The organism is Pseudomonas sp. B2M1-30 (genome assembly GCF_025447575.1).
Taxonomy (GTDB): domain Bacteria; phylum Pseudomonadota; class Gammaproteobacteria; order Pseudomonadales; family Pseudomonadaceae; genus Aquipseudomonas; species Aquipseudomonas botevensis.
Map to the genome: position 1 here is coordinate 35311 of NZ_JAOEJT010000011.1, position 15249 is coordinate 50559.

General features: G+C 62.2%; 10 protein-coding genes. 9 read left to right on the forward strand and 1 reads right to left on the reverse strand.

The genetic code is table 11. The annotated features are described in order from the left end of the window. Positions 1-30: 30 nt before the first annotated feature. A complete protein-coding gene (gene phhA / locus N8H74_RS20380; protein ID WP_217832242.1) occupies positions 31-822 on the reverse strand; it encodes a phenylalanine 4-monooxygenase in 792 nt (263 codons plus the stop codon). Between the two features lie 314 nt (positions 823-1136). Between phhA and N8H74_RS20385 the strand changes: the two genes are divergently transcribed. The 9 genes from N8H74_RS20385 (at position 1137) to N8H74_RS20425 (ending at position 15032) form a co-directional block, all read left to right on the forward strand. Next, positions 1137-2696 carry a sigma-54-dependent transcriptional regulator gene (locus N8H74_RS20385; protein WP_217832241.1) on the forward strand — a complete coding sequence of 520 codons (1560 nt, stop codon included), beginning with the start codon at positions 1137-1139 and terminating at the stop codon, positions 2694-2696. Between the two features lie 224 nt (positions 2697-2920). Beyond that, positions 2921-3661, forward strand: coding sequence for a flagellar basal body rod protein FlgF (locus N8H74_RS20390; RefSeq protein WP_217832240.1), 741 nt, complete (start codon positions 2921-2923; stop codon positions 3659-3661). Positions 3662-3706: 45 nt separating this feature from the next. Continuing rightward, positions 3707-4492 (forward strand): flagellar basal-body rod protein FlgG, encoded by a 786-nt coding sequence (flgG, locus tag N8H74_RS20395; RefSeq protein ID WP_217832239.1) that lies wholly within the window; start codon positions 3707-3709, stop codon positions 4490-4492. Between the two features lie 53 nt (positions 4493-4545). Next, positions 4546-5241 (forward strand): flagellar basal body L-ring protein FlgH, encoded by a 696-nt coding sequence (flgH, locus tag N8H74_RS20400; RefSeq protein WP_217832238.1) that lies wholly within the window; start codon positions 4546-4548, stop codon positions 5239-5241. Positions 5242-5268: 27 nt separating this feature from the next. Continuing rightward, the gene (locus N8H74_RS20405) at positions 5269-6357 is read left to right on the forward strand and encodes a flagellar basal body P-ring protein FlgI (protein WP_217832276.1); all 1089 of its coding nucleotides are present in this window, start codon (positions 5269-5271) and stop codon (positions 6355-6357) included. Between the two features lie 11 nt (positions 6358-6368). Further along, positions 6369-7667 (forward strand): flagellar assembly peptidoglycan hydrolase FlgJ, encoded by a 1299-nt coding sequence (gene flgJ / locus N8H74_RS20410; RefSeq protein WP_262149823.1) that lies wholly within the window; start codon positions 6369-6371, stop codon positions 7665-7667. A gap of 24 nt (positions 7668-7691) precedes the next feature. Then, positions 7692-9737: a flagellar hook-associated protein FlgK gene (flgK, locus tag N8H74_RS20415; protein ID WP_262149825.1), complete on the forward strand. Its 2046-nt coding sequence runs from the start codon at positions 7692-7694 to the stop codon at positions 9735-9737. A 13-nt stretch (positions 9738-9750) separates the two neighbouring features. After that, complete coding sequence (locus N8H74_RS20420) at positions 9751-11322, forward strand: flagellar hook-associated protein 3 (protein ID WP_262149827.1); 1572 nt, start codon at positions 9751-9753, stop codon at positions 11320-11322. Positions 11323-11435: 113 nt separating this feature from the next. Further along, positions 11436-15032 (forward strand): glycosyltransferase, encoded by a 3597-nt coding sequence (locus N8H74_RS20425; RefSeq protein ID WP_262149829.1) that lies wholly within the window; start codon positions 11436-11438, stop codon positions 15030-15032. Positions 15033-15249: the final 217 nt, after the last annotated feature.

Sequence of the window (15249 nt, forward strand, 5' to 3'; positions counted from 1 at the left end):
ACAGACTCACTTGTAAGCAAAAGTCGCGGCTCACGCCGCTTTTGGCTTGGGTGGGAATTTCGGTGCGTGCAGACCCAGCTGCATGGCGTGCTTGACCATGCCCATGATGTCTTCGTGGGCCAGATCGAACAGGCGCTTGAGGTTCGGCAGGGCAAAGTACAGCGGTTGCAGGATGTCGATGCGATACGGCGTGCGCATGGCTTCCAGTGGATCGAAGGCCTGATGCTCAGGTTCGTCCGACAAGCTGTAAACGGTTTCCTTGGGCGAGGACAGGATGCCACCGCCATAGATGCGGCGGCCTTGCGGCGTCTCGACCAGACCGAACTCGATGGTCATCCAGTACAGACGCGCCAGGTACACGCGCTCTTCTTTGGTCGCTTGCAGGCCGAGTTTGCCGTAGGTGTGGGTGAATTCCGCGAACCAGGGGTTGGTCAGCAGCGGGCAGTGGCCAAAGATCTCGTGGAAGATGTCCGGCTCTTGCAGATAGTCCAGCTCTTCACGGGTGCGGATAAACGTCGCCACCGGAAAGCGTTTGCTGGCGAGCAATTCGAAAAAAGTCTGGAACGGGATCAGTGCCGGAACGCGGGCGACCTGCCAGCCGGTGGTCTCGCCCAGCACTTTGTTGATTTCGCCCAGTTGTGGAATGCGGTCGTGGGGCAGACCGAGTTTTTCGATACCGTCCAGGTACTCCTGGCACGCACGACCCTCGATCACTTTCAATTGACGGGTGATCAGCGTGTTCCACACCGCGTGTTCTTCGGCGGGGTAGTCGATAAAACCTTGCGCATCGGGCTCGCGGGCCACGTATTGCGTCTGCTTCATACTGCTCTCCTGCGAGGGAAATTTCGTTCTTGTTATGTCCTGCGATGGACTCAGAAATAACCCAAGGCGTGTCGGCTTGCAGCGGGTTGAGCGGTGTTTGCGTAGGAAAAGTCGGCAGATTTCGTAAAATTTTCGTTACGCTTTGTCGGCCAAGTCGTATTTGCGGTGAGTCTCGGGTTTGAAATGGTGGATGACTGTCACATAATCTTGACGATTATCTGTGCGCCTCGACAGAAAATTGTCCAGATTTGCGCCGCGCACGCCCGTTTCCACAGGAACGGACACTTCATTCCACCGCATTCCGGGCCTTTCCTATGCGTATCAAAGTCCATTGTCAGAACCGCATCGGCATCCTGCGCGACATCCTCAATCTGCTGGTGGAGTACGGGATCAACGTTGCTCGCGGCGAAGTCGGCGGCGAGCACGGCAACGCGATCTATCTGCATTGTCCGAACCTGATCAACATCCAGTTCCAGGCGCTGCGCCCCAAGTTCGAGGCAATTGCCGGGGTGTTCGGCGTCAAGCGGGTAGGGCTGATGCCTAGCGAACGCCGGCACATGGAGCTGAATGCGTTGCTCGGCGCGCTGGAGTTTCCGGTGCTGTCGATCGACATGGGCGGCTCCATTGTCGCCGCCAACCGCGCGGCCGCCCAGTTGCTGGGGGTGCGGGTCGATGAGGTGCCGGGGATTCCGCTGTCGCGCTACGCCGAGGATTTCGACTTGCCGGAGCTGGTGCGCGCCAACAAATCGCGAATCAATGGCATGCGGGTCAAGGTCAAGGGTGACGTCTTTCTGGCCGACATCGCGCCGCTGCAATCGGAGCACGACGACAGCGAAGCCATGGCCGGCGCGGTGCTGACCCTGCACCGCGCGGACCGGGTCGGCGAGCGCATCTATAACGTGCGCAAGCAGGAGTTGCGGGGGTTCGACAGTATCTTCCAAAGCTCGAAAGTGATGGCGGCGGTTGTCCGCGAAGCGCGGCGCATGGCGCCGCTGGACGCACCATTATTAATTGAGGGCGAAACCGGCACCGGCAAGGAATTGCTGGCCCGCGCCTGTCACCTGGCGAGTCCGCGCGGCCAGTCGCCGTTGATGGCGCTCAATTGTGCGGGGTTGCCGGAGTCGATGGCCGAGACCGAGCTGTTCGGTTATGGCCCTGGCGCCTTCGAAGGGGCGCGTGCCGAGGGCAAACTCGGGCTGCTGGAACTGACGGCGGGCGGTACGCTGTTTCTCGATGGCGTGGGCGAAATGAGTCCGCGCCTGCAGGTGAAATTGTTGCGTTTCCTGCAGGACGGATGCTTCCGGCGTGTTGGCAGCGATGAAGAGGTTTACCTGGATGTGCGGGTGATCTGCGCGACTCAGGTGGACTTGTCCGAGTTGTGCGCGCGCGGCGAGTTTCGCCAGGATCTGTACCATCGCTTGAACGTGCTTTCGCTGCACATTCCGCCGCTGCGCGAATGCCTCGATGGCCTGACGCCGCTGGTGGAACACTTCCTCGATCAGGCCAGTCGGCAGATTGGCTGCTCGCTGCCGAAACTGGCGCCGGCAGCGATGGATCGGCTCAGTCACTACCACTGGCCGGGCAACGTGCGGCAACTGGAGAACGTGCTGTTCCAGGCGGTTTCGCTGTGCGAGGGCGGGACGGTCAAGGCCGAGCATATTCGTTTGCCGGACTATGGCGTGCGTCAGCCCCTTGGCGATTTTTCCCTCGATGGCGGACTGGACGAGATTGTCGGGCGTTTCGAGAAAGCGGTACTCGAGCGGCTGTATTCCGAACACCCGAGCAGCCGGCAACTGGGCAAGCGGCTGGGGGTTTCGCACACCACGATCGCCAATAAGTTGCGCGAGTATGAGGTGGGCAAGACCGAGTCCTAGCGCCTGCATGATCGTTCCCGGGCGTTGTGTGGGAACGATCATGCCGCTTGGCGGCATGACACCGCCGGTTTTTCGACTTCGATACATTCCCTCCCTCCCCCAAAATCCTGCAAGTCCTTTGTTTACCGGGTCGCGAGCCGCCAGAAAAAAGTTGGTCTGCAAATTGCTTATGGCTCAGCAGTACAGCGGTGGGCGGCAAACGTCCGGCATGCAGAGGAAAGAGTGTGGACAAGTACCTTTATGTGGCAATGACCGGCGCCAGCCAGAACGCACTGGCGCAAAAGGCTCATGCCAACAACCTGGCGAACATCTCCACCAACGGTTTTCAGCGCGACCTGGAGCAGGCGCGTTCGATGCCGGTGTTTGGTGACAGCTTTCCGGCGCGTGCGTTTGCCATGAGCGAACGACCTGCCACGGATTTCACCGCCGGCTCGCTGGTGCAGACCGGGCGTGACCTCGACGTGGCCGTGAGCGGCAACGGCTTCATCGCCGTGCAGAACCCCAACGGTGGCGAGAGCTACGTGCGCACCGGCAGCCTCAATATCGATGCCCTCGGCGTCCTGCGCGCCGGCAACGGCATGCCGGTCATGGGCAATGGCGGGCCGATCGCCGTGCCGCCGGAGCAGCAGGTCGAAGTCGGTGAAGACGGCACCATCAGTATTCGTGCGATGGGCGAAGGCCCGCGCGTCATGGCCGAAGTCGACCGGATCAAGCTGGTCAACCCGGACATCAAGAACATGAACAAGGGCTTGGACGGTTCCATCTACACCAAGGACGGACAGCCTGCGCCGGCCGATGCCAACGTCAAGCTGGTGTCGGGTTTCCTGGAGTCGAGCAACGTCAATGCCGTGGAAGAGATGACCTCGGTGCTGGCCCTGGCCAAGCAGTTCGAGTTGCACGTCAAGATGATGAACACCGCCAAAGACGACGACCAGGCCATGGCTCGGGTCTTGCAGATCAGCTAATTATCAGAACGTCGCGCCGTAAAACAGGCGCACGAGGAGAATCGAATGCTTCCGGCTCTATGGGTTGCCAAAACCGGTCTGTCCGCCCAGGACACCAACCTGACCACCATTTCCAACAACCTGGCGAACGTGTCGACCACGGGTTTCAAACGTGACCGCGCCGAGTTCCAGGACCTGTTGTATCAGATCAAGCGTCAGCCAGGCGCCCAGTCGACCCAGGACAGCGAACTGCCGTCGGGTCTGCAAGTGGGGACCGGTGTGCGCATCGTCGGCACCCAGAAGAACTTCACCGCCGGCAGCCTGCAAACCACCGAGCAACCGCTGGACATGGCCATCGACGGTCGCGGTTTCTTCCAGATCCTGCAACCGGACGGCACCACGTCCTACACCCGTGACGGTACTTTCCACCTCGACTCCAACGGCCAGATCGTCAACGCCAGCGGTTTCGCCCTGGAGCCGGCGATTGTCATCCCGAACAACGCCCAGACCTTCACCGTTGGCCGTGACGGCACCGTTTCCATCACCGTGCCCGGCAACGCCGCGTCGCAAGTGATCGGCAACCTGCAAACCGCCGACTTCATCAACCCGGCCGGTCTGCAAGCGGTGGGCAACAACCTGTTCCTGGAAACCGCCGCTTCCGGCGCGCCGCAAGTCGGCACTCCGGGCCTGAACGGTTTCGGCACTACCCTGCAGAACACCCTGGAAACCTCCAACGTCAGCACCGTGGAGGAGATGGTCAACATGATCACCACCCAGCGCGCGTACGAGATGAACTCCAAGGTGATCTCCACCGCCGACCAGATGCTCTCGTTCGTAACGCAGAATCTGTAATCAAGTCTACGAGGCGGCCATGAGGTCGCCTGCAACACCGTGAGGTAAGGGTCATGAATCGCTTCGTATCTGTTCTGGCATTGAGTGGGGTCGTCTCGCTCGCGGGCTGCGTCGCCCCGACGCCCAAGCCCAATGACCCTTACTATGCGCCGGTGTTGCCGCGCACACCGTTGCCGGCGGCCGCCAACAACGGCTCGATCTATCAGGCCGGTTTCGAGCAGAACCTGTACAGCGACCGCAAGGCGTTCCGGGTCGGTGACATCATCACCATCACCCTGAACGAGAGGACCCAGGCCAGCAAGAACGCCAACTCGCAGGTCGACAAGACCAGCAAGACCGGCATCGGCCTGACCTCGCTGTTCGGCGGCAGCGCCACCACCAACAGCCCGTTCGGCAGCGGTGACCTGAGCCTGGACGTCGGCTACAGCGGCGACCGTGCGACCAAGGGCGACAGCAAGGCCGCGCAGGGCAACACCCTGACCGGTTCGATCACTGTGACCGTGGCCGACGTGCTGCCCAACGGCATCATCGCCGTGCGCGGTGAGAAGTGGATGACCCTCAACACCGGCGACGAGCTGGTGCGGATTGCCGGTCTGGTGCGCGCCGATGACATCGCCACCGACAACACCGTGTCGTCGACCCGCGTCGCCGATGCACGCATCACCTATTCGGGCACCGGTTCGTTCGCCGATGCGAGTCAGCCAGGCTGGTTCGACCGTTTCTTCCTCAGCCCGCTGTTCCCTTTCTAGGTGGCTACTTTGAATTTCAAGCGCCTCATGATGGCCGCGCTGTTGTTGTCGGCGGCCGTCAATGCCCACGCCGAACGGTTGAAGGACATCGCCAGCATTTCCGGCGTGCGTTCCAACCAGTTGATCGGCTACGGCCTGGTGGTCGGGCTTAACGGCACCGGCGACCAGACCACGCAGACCCCGTTCACCCTGCAGACCTTCAACAACATGCTGTCGCAGTTCGGCATCAAGGTTCCGCCAGGGTCGGGCAACGTGCAGTTGAAAAACGTCGCGGCGGTGTCGATCAGTGCCGACCTGCCGGCGTTCGCCAAACCGGGTCAGCAGGTCGATATCACCGTTTCCTCCATCGGTAACTCCAAGAGCCTGCGCGGCGGCACCCTGTTGCTGACCCCGCTCAAGGGTATCGACGGCAACGTCTACGCTGTCGCCCAGGGCAACCTGGTGGTGGGCGGCTTTGACGCCGAGGGCCGTGACGGCTCGAAGATCACCGTCAACGTTCCGTCGGCCGGTCGCATCCCCGGCGGTGCGTCGGTCGAGCGTGCGGTGCCGAGCGGTTTCAACCAGGGCAACAGCCTGACGCTGAACCTCAACCGTTCCGACTTCACCACGGCCAAGCGCATCGTCGACAAGATCAACGACATGCTCGGCCCTGGCGTCGCGCAGGCCATCGACGGCGGCTCGATCCGGGTGACCGCGCCGCTCGATCCGAGCCAGCGCGTCGACTATCTGTCGATCCTGGAAAACCTCGAAATCGATCCGGGCCAGGCAGTGGCGAAAGTCATCATCAACTCGCGCACCGGCACCATCGTCATCGGCCAGAACGTGAAAGTCTCGCCGGCCGCCGTGACCCACGGCAGCCTGACCGTGACCATCACTGAAGACCCGATCGTCAGCCAGCCAGGCCCGTTGTCCAACGGCCAGACGGCTGTCGTGCCCCGCTCGCGCGTGAACGCCGAGCAGGAGGCCAAGCCGATGTTCAAGTTCGGCCCGGGCACCACGCTCGACGAAATCGTTCGTGCGGTGAACCAGGTCGGCGCAGCGCCGGGTGACCTGATGGCCATTCTCGAAGCACTGAAGCAGGCCGGCGCGTTGCAAGCCGACCTGATCGTGATCTGAGGACGGCGAGCATGGATATGCGCAAGAGCGGTCTGGTCAGCAGCAGCGATTCGGGTTCCTACTCCGACCTCAATCGCCTGAACCAGCTCAAGGTCGGCGACAAGAACAGCGATGCGAACATGCGCAAGGTGGCGCAGGAATTCGAATCGCTGTTCCTGGGCGAGATGCTCAAGTCGATGCGTTCGGCCACCGAAGCGTTGGGCCAGGACAACCCGATGAATACTCCGGCGGCCAAGCAGTATCAGGAAATGTACGACCAGCAACTGGCCGTTTCCCTGTCCCGCGAGGGCGGTGGTATCGGTCTGGCCGACGTGCTGATGCGCCAGATGTCGAAAAACAAACCAATGGCTCCGGGTGAGGCGGCGGCCGCGTCCGCCGCCAAGCAGGAAGAAGCCAAGGCGAAAGCCGCCGCCGTGGCGACGCCGGTTGCCGCCGGCACCGTCGCCACCGGCCCGTTGTCGCGGGTCAACGGTGAGCGTCCGTTGTGGGCGTCGCGTTCGGTGAGCGCACCGAACACGCAGCTCGCCCATCGCAATGACATGGAATTGATCAACCAGCGCCGTCTGGCGCTGCCGCCGAAACTGGCTGATCGCTTGCTCGCCGGCCTGGTGCCGTCGGCCACGACCGCCACGACCGCCACGCAACTGCCGCAGCGCGCCACGACGGTTGCAACGGCCACCACCGGCTCCGGCCCGTTGTACAACGGCGACTGGCTGGCGCGGGCCGAGGCGGACAAGGCCTCGGGCGGGCAGATGCAGATTTACGGTCGCGCCATGGCGCAGATTCCGCTGGCGCCGGCGAAGAAGGCATTCAGCAACGCCGACGAATTCGTCAACACCATGCTGCCGATGGCCCAGGAAGCAGCCGCGCGGATTGGCGTCGACCCACGTTATCTGGTGGCGCAGGCTGCGCTGGAAACCGGTTGGGGCAAATCGGTCATGCGCGCCCAGGACGGCACCAGCAGTCACAACCTGTTCGGCATCAAGGCGAGCAGCAACTGGAAGGGCGATTCGGCCCGGGCGATCACCAGCGAATTCCGTAACGGGCAGATGGTCAAGGAGACGGCCGAGTTCCGTTCCTACGCCTCGTACAAGGACAGCTTCCACGATCTGGTGACGTTGTTGCAGAGCAATAATCGCTATCAAGATGTGCTGAAGTCGGCCGATAACCCAGAACAGTTTGTACGCGAGTTGCAAAAGGCCGGTTACGCGACCGACCCGAACTACGCGACGAAGATTTCGCAGATAGCCAAGCAGATGAACAGTTTCCAGAACTACGCTGCGGCGGGCGTTTCCACCACGCCTTTATAAGGCACAAGGAATAAGGTCTTAACCATGAGTTTGCTCAATATCGGGATGTCGGGGTTGGCCGCGAGTTCGTCCTCTCTGGCAACGACAGGTAACAACATTGCCAACGTCGACACCGCCGGTTATTCACGCCAGCAAACCGTGCAGGGCACCAAGTCCTCGCAACAGTTCGGCAACGTTTTCATCGGCACCGGCACGACCCTCGCCGACGTGCGCCGGGTGTACAACTCCTACCTCGAGACGCAACTGCATACCGCCACTTCGCTCAACAGCGAAGCGGCTGCGTACGGTGCCCAGGCGACCGCGCTGGACGGCTCGCTGTCCGATACCAACACCGGGTTGACCGGCGTGCTGCAGAAGTTCTTCACCTCGATGCAGGGCGTGACGACTTCGGCCACCGACGACACCTCCCGTCAGTCGGTGCTGACCGGCGCCCAGGCGCTGACCAGCCGTTTCAATGCGCTGTCCAAGCAGCTCAACGATCAGAACACCACGATCAACGGCAGCCTGGGCGACATGGCGTCCCAGGTGAACAAGCTGGCGACCTCGATTGCCAATCTGAACCAGAAGATCGGCGAGATTTCCACCAGCGGCGGCCAGCCGAACGATCTGCTCGATACCCGTAACGAAGCCGTGCGCCAGTTGTCCGAACTGGTCGGCGCGCAGGTCGTCGAGCGTGGCACCAGTTTCGACGTGTACGTCGGCAGCGGTCAGCCGCTGGTCGTCGGCAACACCACCAACACCCTGAGCACCGTTCCGAGCAAAGACGATCCGTCGCGCATGAACATCCAGATGGATCGCGGCTCGAGCACCATCGACATCACCTCGGTGATCAGCGGCGGTGAAATCGGCGGCCTGCTGACCTATCGCAAGGAAGTGCTCGACCCTTCGCTCAACGAGCTGGGCCGCGTGGCACTGGTGGTGGCCGACCAGATCAACAGCCAGCAAGCCCAGGGCATCGACAAGAACGGTGACTTCGGCGCGGCGATTTTCAACAACATCAACAGTGCCGCCCTGGTCAGCCAGCGCAGCATCGCCCAGGCGGGCAACAGCGCCGGTTCGGGCAACCTTGATGTCACCATCAAGGACACCGGCAAGCTGACCACCAGCGATTACCAGGTCACCTTCACCAGCGCCACCAACTACTCGGTCAAGCGTTCCGACGGCACCGACATGGGCTCGTTCAGCACCACGACCACACCACCGCCGGTGATCGACGGTTTTACCCTGGCCCTCAACGGCGGCGCGCTGAGCGCCGGTGACACGTTCAAGATCACCCCGACCCGCAACGCGGCGGCCACCATCCAGACCGTGCTCACCGACCCGAAGAAAATCGCGGCGGCGGCACCGTTGACCGGCGTGGCCAGTGCCAACAACGCCGGTACTTACACCCAGCCGACCCTGGTCGACACCGTCGATATCTACAACCCGGCCTCCCAGGCGGAATTGCAGAACGCGCTCAAGTATTCGACGCCGGTCAAACTGGTGTTCGGCGCTACCACCAGCGGCAGCCAGTCCTACAACCTGGTCGACGCCAAGGGCAACAGCATCGGCACCGGCACGATCGTTCCGGGGCAGGCCAACACCCTGAATCTCAAGATCGGCATGCTCGATTCGAGCGGTAACCCGGTGATGGACACCAGCGTCACGCCGAACGTACAGAAAACCTTCACCGTACAGACCACGGTGGCGGCGACGCCGAAGAGCGGTGAAACCTTCACCATGAACCTGACCGGTGCCGCGTCTTCGGACAACCGCAACGCGCAGGCGCTGGTCGGCCTGCAGACCAAACAGACCGTGGACACTGGTACGGCGAGCAAGGGCATCAGCCTGACCGACGCCTACAACAAACTGGTGACCAACGTCGGCACCAAGGCCGCCCAGAGCAAGTCCGACAGCACCGCCACCACGGCGATCCTGGACCAGGCGCAGACGGCCCGTGATTCTCTGTCCCAGGTCAACCTGGATGAAGAAACCGGCAACCTGGTCAAGTACCAGCAGTACTACACCGCCTCTTCGCAGATCATCAAGGCTGCGCAGGAAACTTTCAGCGTGCTGATCAACAGCCTTTAAGGAGTCGTAATCCATGCGCATTTCCACCGCTCAGTATTACGCGACGCAAGCTGCTCAATATCAGCGCAACTACAGCAAGACTGTCGAGACCGCCAACGAAGCGAGCAGCCTGCAGCGCATCAACACCGCCGCCGATGATCCGATCGGTGCCGGTCGCCTGCTGCAATTGGGTCAGCAGGCTGCGATGCTCGATCAGTACAAATCCAACATCGACACCACCAAGAGTGGCCTGACGGTTCAGGAATCGACCCTGACGTCGATCAACGATGCCTTGCAGCGCGCCAAGGAAATCGGTCTGGCCGCCAACAACGGTATCGCCACCGACACGGACCGCAAGGCCTACGCCGCCGAACTGGGCGAGATCCAGAAGCAGGTGCTGGGCCTGATGAACTCCAAGGATGCCAACGGCAACTACCTGTTCTCCGGCTCCAAGACCGATACCGCGCCGTACTCGCAGAACGCCGATGGCACCTACACCTACAACGGTGACCAGACCCAGATCAACCTGGGCATCGGCGATGGCCTGTCGGTCGCGACCAACACCACCGGTTGGGACGCGTTCCAGCAGACCATCAACACCGGCCGCACCCAGACCAACATGACTGCTCCGGCGGTGGATGACGGTCGCGTGGTGCTGTCCAACGGTACGGTCGGCACCGCTGCCACCTACAACGCCAAGTTCGCCGCCGGCCAGCCGTACACCGTGGACTTCATCAGCAGCACCCAGCTGAAAATCACCGATGCCCTGGGCAACGACGTGACCACCGAAGCCAGCCAGAACGGCGCGATCGTCAACACCAACGGCGCCAACCAGACGGTCAGCTTCCGTGGCGTCGACCTGAAGCTGAACATCAACCTGAAGGCGGGCGATACCAACCCGGACGCGGTCATTGCCGGTCACAGCTTCCAGTTGTCGGTCACCCCGGACTCGTTCACCACCGCGCGCAGCCCGGGCAACCCGTCGACTGCCGTCATCACCGGCTCCAGCGTGACCAACCAGGCGGCGTACGACAGCACCTTCCCGTCGGGTGGCGGCGCGATCCTCAAGTTCACCAGCGCCACCAACTTCGACCTGTACGCCGCGCCGATCACTGCCGACAGCAAGCCGGTGTCGTCGGGCACCGTGACCGCCGGCAATGCCACGGCCGCCGGTGTGACCTTCGCCATTGGCGGTACGCCAGCGGCCGGTGACCAGTTCTCGATTCAGTCCAACAACCACCAGACCCAGAACGTGCTCGACACTCTGGGCCAGATGGTCACCGCGCTGAATGCGCCGATCGATGGTGATCCGGTCGCCAAGCAGAAATTCCAGGGGCAGATGGAGTCGGCTCTGGGCAACATCGACAGCGCCGCGAACCAGATCGGTTCCGCCGTGACCTCGATCGGTGCCCGTGGCCAGACGCTGGATGACCAGACCACCACCAACCAGAGCCTGACCCAGGCCAACACCACCACCCAGGGTTCGATCCGTGATTCGGACCCGGCCGAGGTGATGACGCGCCTGACCTTGCAGCAGACCATGCTGCAGGCCTCGCAACTGGCGTTCAGCAAAATCAGCCAGCTGGGTCTGTTCAACAAGATCTGATGGCAGGCGGGCGCGCAAGCGCCCGTGTTGCCCTGTTTCTTCAATAGTTAATGTCTTTAGCGGTTTCAAGGGCTCGCTTTTCTGAGCGGGCTCGCACCGCCTGTGAGCCCGCCGTGAATTCACTTCCCCTCGTCAGCCTGGTCATTCCCGCCTTCAATCCGCGTTTTTTCGAACGGGCGTTGCTCAGTGCCGTGAGCCAAGGCTATGGCAATCTCGAAATCATTGTCTGCGATGACAGTCGCGGCACGGAGATCGAAACCATCGTCACGGCGGTGAGTGAAAGCAGCGGCGTGGCCGTGCGTTATGTGCGCAATCCCCGGACGCTGGGGCTGGTCGGCAACCTGCATGCGTGCCTGGAGCAGGCGCAGGGTGAGTTCATCAAATTCCTGTGCGATGACGATCAGTTGTTCGGCATCTGTGTCGAGCGCCAGGCACAAATCCTCATCGATCACCAGGATGTCAACCTGGCCCTGGCCCAGCGCCTGTTCTGGGACGCCGACGATATGCCGTTGCCGTCGCGCCTGCAAAACACGCCGCTGTCGCCGACCTGCGGCTTGTTCAAGGGTGAAGACCTGCTGGCGATCTTCGAGAATTTCCCGGTCAACATTCTTGGCGGTTTCAGCAACGCCCTGTTTCGTCGGGCCGACGTGCTGGAACTGCTCCCGGCGCTGACCCAGCCCGGGCATTGCTTTGTCGCCTCCCTCGATTTCGCGCTGTATGTCTGCCTGCTGCGCCGGGGCAACGTGGTGGTGTCGAATCACGTCATGAGCGTCGAGCGGCTGTACCCGGAGCGATTGAGCGGTCAGCAGCACATGCGTGATGCGATCGAGGCCGAACGCCAATGGCTGACGCAGATGCTCAAGGCGCGCAGTGGTGAATCCGCGCCCGCATCGGGCTGGGTGCGTCACGTGCCGCTGAGCAAGGCCAGCGAGACCCCGCGCGTCTGGGAAGAGCTGCCGTTGAGCCGCACGCTTGGCACCAAACAGACCACCCAGGATTGGCACGTCGGGATCGCCAGTGTCAGTTTCGCCGAGCTGTACGCGCAGTGGCTGGCCTGCCGCAACCTGACCGAAGGCCAGCGCGAGCTGCTGCCCGATACGCTGGCCGCGTGGCCGCGTGTGCCGAAAATCGTTCCGCTGATTATCGACGAGCAGGGCAGCCGTTCGGCGCTGGACCTGACGTTGCAATCGCTGGCCGCCCAGGAATACTTGCCCGAGCTGACCATTGTGCTGTCGGCGTCCTGTACCGAAGCGCAGCTGGACGAACGCGTGGTGCGCATGCCGCTGCAGGAGAACTGGCAGCAGCAAATCAATGACCTGCTGCCGCAGCTGGACGGGGCCGACTGGTTCTACCTGCTGCGTGCCGGCGATCGGCTGGTGGTGCCGGCGTTGCTGGTGCTGGCCGAGCGCATTGCGCTGTCGCGCACCCTGACGTGCCTGTACAGCGATGAAGGTGGCTTGAGCCAGGGCGAATCGAGCGAACCGGTTTTCAAACCGGACTTCAACCTCGACCTGATGCGCAGCTACCCCTATGTCGGCAGGGCGCTGGCGTTCGAGCGTGAGCGCTTCCTGGACCTCGGCGGTTTCGATGCCGCGTTCGGCGAACTGGCGCCCCACGATCTGTTGTGGCGCATGGTCGAGCACGAAGGTACGCAAGTGGTCGGGCATGTCGCCGAGGTGTTGCTGGAGTCGGCGTTCGACCTCGCCAAGTGGTTGTCCGAGCCGCAAATGGCCGACAACAACGCACAGTTGGTCAGCGCGCACCTGGATCGCCTGGGCATTGCCCATGACATCCGTCGCGGCGCATCGACGCTGCTCAACCGGGTCGACTATCACCATGCGCGCCAGCCGCTGGTGTCGATTGTCATTGTCAGCAAGGATCAGACCGCCGCCGTGCAGCGCTGCGTCGAGAGCCTGCTGGAGAAAACCGCTTACGCCGAATACGAGTTGCTGCTGGTCGACAACGGCAGCGAAAGCGCCGAGGCGCAGACCTGGTTCGATGGCATGGCGCAACTGGGCAGCGAGCGGATTCGCGTGCTGGACTGCCCGCAGCAGGACAACATGGCGGCGGTACGCAATGCCGCCGTAGGCCAGGCCCGTGGTGAGTACGTGCTGTTGCTCAACCCGTACGCCGTGATCACCCACGGCGAGTGGCTGGCGGAAATGCTCAACCACGCCCAGCGTTCCGAAGTCGGTGTGGTGGGCGCCAAGCTGTTCAACCCGGATGGCCGGATATTGCACTCCGGGCTGATCCTCGGCCTGCAAGGCCCGGCCGGTGTGCCGTTTTACGGTGAGTCGCTGCAAGCGACGGGCTACATGTACCGGTTGCTGGTGGCTCATGATCTGAGCGCTGTGGGCAGCGATTGCCTGCTGGTGCGCAAGGCGGTTTTCGACGCGGTCGGCGGCCTCGACGAGCAGGATCTGGCGCAGTCGCTCAATGAAGTGGACCTGTGCCTGCGGATCGGTCAGGAAGGTTATCTGGTGGTCTGGACGCCATATGCTCAAGTGGCCCTCGGCGCGCAGCCGGCGGGTACGCCGAAGGAGGGCGAGCAGGCGCAGCTCGGCCAGGAACAGGAAACGTTCTACAAGCGCTGGTTGCCGATCGTGGCGCGGGACCCGGCCTACAACAAGAACCTGTCGCTGAACGGCCTGGGCGGTTCGAGCTTCAGTCTCGATCCGGGTCTGCGTACCGGCTGGAGTCCGTTTTCCCAGCCGCAACTGCCGAAGATCCTCGCGCTGCCGGTCAACGCTTCCGCCATCGGCCACTATCGCGTGACTCAGCCGTTGATCGAACTGGAAGCCGCAGGTCGCGCGCTGGGGCGCATTCACTACAACCTGCCGACGATCATTGAAGTCGAGCGTCAGTCTCCGGACGTGATCATTTTGCAGGGGCGTTATGCCGAAGCGCCGATCAACGAAATCCCGGGCCTGCAAAAGTACTCCAGCGCGCGGCGCATCTATGAACTCGATGACTACGTGATCGACGTTCCGCATCGCAACGCACACATCCGCAACATGCCGAACAAGGACGAGATGGAGAGGCTGGTCCGCCGGGCGATCGCCATGTGCGACCGCGTGGTGGTGTCCACCGCTCCGCTGGGCAATGCGCTGTCGAGCATGCACAGCGACATTCGCGTCGTCCCGAACATGTTGGCCAAACACCTGTGGAGCGACCTGCGCAGCCAGCGCCGCACCTCGAAAAAACCTCGGGTCGGCTGGGGCGGCGGCACCAGCCACCATGGCGATCTGGCGGTGATCGCCGATGTGGTGCGCGAACTGGCCAACGAGGTCGACTGGGTGTTCTTCGGCATGTGCCCGGATGACCTGCGTCCGTACATGCACGAATTTCACGGCGTGATCGGCCTGGACGTGTACCCGGCGAAACTGGCCAGCCTCAACCTCGACCTGGCCCTGGCGCCACTGGAATTCCACATCTTCAACGACTGCAAGAGCAATCTGCGTCTGCTGGAGTACGGCGCCTGTGGCTACCCGGTGATCTGCACCGACACCGAGGCCTATCGCGGTTACCTGCCATGCACCCGGATCAAGACCAACACCACGGACGAGTGGCTGCAGGCGATCCGCATGCACCTGGCCGATCCGGATGCCAGCTACCGTATGGGCGATGAGCTGCGCGAAGTCGTTCTGCGCGACTATGTGCTGCGTGGCGATAACCTGCGCTATTGGGAAAACGGCTGGCTGGCGGACTGATCGAACCGCACCGGCTACAGCAAAAAAAACAGGCGACTTGGCGGTCGCCTGTTTTTTTTTGCGTTTGAAATTCGTATTTGCATCAATCTCGATACAATTTTTTTCGACCCCTCAAGGATTGGGTATTTCCTGTCGATATCAACACATTCTCTGTTTTCGAAAATTGCGCCGCGCTGAGGTGTGATCACCCCGCAGGCCTGTACCGGTTCACAAACAA

Coding starts and splice junctions, on each gene's coding strand:
- phhA (WP_217832242.1), bottom strand. CDS start 822: ATGAAGCAGACGCAATACGTGGCCCGCGAGCCCGATGCGCAAGGTTTT.
- N8H74_RS20385 (WP_217832241.1), top strand. CDS start 1,137: ATGCGTATCAAAGTCCATTGTCAGAACCGCATCGGCATCCTGCGCGAC.
- flgG (WP_217832239.1), top strand. CDS start 3,707: ATGCTTCCGGCTCTATGGGTTGCCAAAACCGGTCTGTCCGCCCAGGAC.
- flgH (WP_217832238.1), top strand. CDS start 4,546: ATGAATCGCTTCGTATCTGTTCTGGCATTGAGTGGGGTCGTCTCGCTC.
- N8H74_RS20405 (WP_217832276.1), top strand. CDS start 5,269: ATGATGGCCGCGCTGTTGTTGTCGGCGGCCGTCAATGCCCACGCCGAA.
- flgJ (WP_262149823.1), top strand. CDS start 6,369: ATGGATATGCGCAAGAGCGGTCTGGTCAGCAGCAGCGATTCGGGTTCC.
- flgK (WP_262149825.1), top strand. CDS start 7,692: ATGAGTTTGCTCAATATCGGGATGTCGGGGTTGGCCGCGAGTTCGTCC.
- N8H74_RS20420 (WP_262149827.1), top strand. CDS start 9,751: ATGCGCATTTCCACCGCTCAGTATTACGCGACGCAAGCTGCTCAATAT.